This is a genomic window from Cetobacterium sp., assembly GCF_048470075.1.
GTDB lineage: Bacteria > Fusobacteriota > Fusobacteriia > Fusobacteriales > Fusobacteriaceae > Cetobacterium_A.
The window spans coordinates 1-2,405 of the sequence record NZ_DBGBQB010000031.1; the positions used below are offsets into that span (position 1 = coordinate 1).

The window sequence follows — 2,405 nt, forward strand, 5'->3', positions numbered from 1 at the left end:
CTTTAAATGCAGGTCAAAAAATAATACAAGTTCCTACAGATATTTTAATGCCTATATCAGAAAGAGCAATATTAAATATAGAAGGTGAAATATATTTTTTAGAAAGAGATTACACAATAGATACAAGAGTAAATACAATAACTTTAAAAGAGCCATATAGCTTTAATAATGATAGTATGTATGAAATTATAGACCCTTTACCACCAACATATGTAAAAGAACAAATACAAGAGTTTATAGATGATTTTAAACAACTTGTATCAAATTCTAAAGTTGATTTTGAAGCTTTAAAAGAAAGAGTATTTTTAGAAATTCAACAAAAAGTTGATGATTTTTATACTCAATTAGAAAATTATATAGAAGAAAATAAAGAAAAATTAAAAGGTCATTCTATAGATAGAATTATTGAAAATGGACAAGATGAAAATGGTGGGAATATTTATGATATTTTTAGAGATGATGATAGGAAAATTGGAACAATAACAGCTCCACAAGGAGATGAAGGAGTTGGAGTTGTTGATGTAGAGTATGTAGGTTTGACAGAAAATGGAGATACAGAATATAAACAGGTTTTAAGTAATGGCCAAAGGACAGAACATACATTTATATCTCCAAAAGGTCAAAAAGGAGAGCCATTTTATATAAAAAAAGTTTATCCAAGTATAGCAGCTATGGAAGCAGATTTTGAAACTGATAATGTTAAATTTGGAGAGTATGCAATAATAAGTTCAAATGATGACGATAATGCAAAACTATTTGAAAAAAGACTAGACGGATTTTTCTTTACAGTTCAAATGGCTATGAGAGGAAAATCAGCTTATGAAAGTTGGCTAGAATTAGGAAATGAAGGAACTGAAGAAGATTTTATAAATTCACTTAAAGGCGTTGGAATAATAGGTAAAGAGTTTGTAAGAAAAGATGCAGAAGGAAACTATGTATACAGAGATATATATAGTGATGGGACTAAAAGTTCTGAATATATAAGCCCTAGAGGTCCAAGAGGGTATACAGGGGGAATAGTAGGGTTGCCTGATGATGCAGAGCCACAACCACCTATGACAGATATATATGGAACTATTATAGAACATCATGGGTCACAAGTTCCAGAAGGCTGGGCTTTATGCAATGGGGCATATTTATCTGGTAATAAATATCCGCATTTACTTGGAATGTTTGATGATGCATCTGAGCCACTAGATGTAAGATATAAATTTATAGACTATAGTCATGTCAAATCTAATAGTTCAGGTGGAAATGGGGAGTACTGGAGTAGAACAGATATAGTTTGCGGTGGGGATAGTTTTCACTCTCGTTATTTTAGATATAATGGTTCGTATTATAATTATTCAAGTATAAATACTGGATTGTTTTTCTCTAACGAAACATCTGTATACAATAATGACTCTAGACTAGTATATAACGTATCTACAAGACCAGATAAAACTTCTAAAGAAATTTTAGGTTATATATCTGATTTGGAAATAAAATCTTCGAGATATATGTATCTTAAAGCAATAGCTTTTGACGGTGAAAATTTTGAATATGGTGGAATATTACCTAATTATTCTTCAGAAACTACAGGAGGATATAATAAAAATCTTCATCCCGATATATATTTCAATATTGAATATATCGATGAAGACAGTGGAGATTGGAGATTGGGAGTTCAGTTACATAATAAAACAGATTTTATTAAATCAAATATTTTAGATAACATGTATATAGCGGAAATTAAAACTACATTTAAAACTAAAAAAATAAGATTATCAATAGACCTTAATAAATCTACACCTCATTATCCGCTGAGTAGTCCTGAGAGAGTAGAAGGATACGGACTGTATTTTTTAGGAAGATTTCATACGTATATAGATGATGTTCCTAATAGAGAGAATATGACTGTTATAAAACTTCCTAATTTAAAAGATTCAACGGGAAGATATAAACTTGTGTATATAGGACAACCACTGGAGATAACAGAACCGACAATGTATTCTTATTCTAAAGATAATATATTTAATGGAGAAGTACCATTGTCTTTAGCTGTAAATAATGAATTGCCGAATTATACAGAAGGAATAACAATGACAGAGCCACAGCCTTCAAGAATGGGATATACAAATAAGTATAATAATGATACTGACACATGGGAACTTGTAAAAACACATCTGGATAAAGAAGGTTATTATTATGATGAAAAAGGAGATTTGAAATATATTTATAAGCCACACAATTGGTTTAAATGGGATTTTGAAACACATACATGGATAGAAGATACCCTTTTAAAAGAAGAGGCTAAAAATGAGCTTTTAAACAAATATATAGAGCTAGAATTAAAGAAAGATAAAATTATTCAATTAAAATTAAATACTGAAGATATAGAAAAGCAAATAAAAATAGTTAAGCAA

The 2,405-nt window shown here is 29.5% G+C and carries 1 protein-coding gene; it reads left to right on the top strand.

The annotated features are described in order from the left end of the window. The coding region (locus ACMOUI_RS01070) for a phage tail protein (protein ID WP_418963896.1) at positions 1-2,405 on the top strand (2,405 nt) is incomplete at both ends.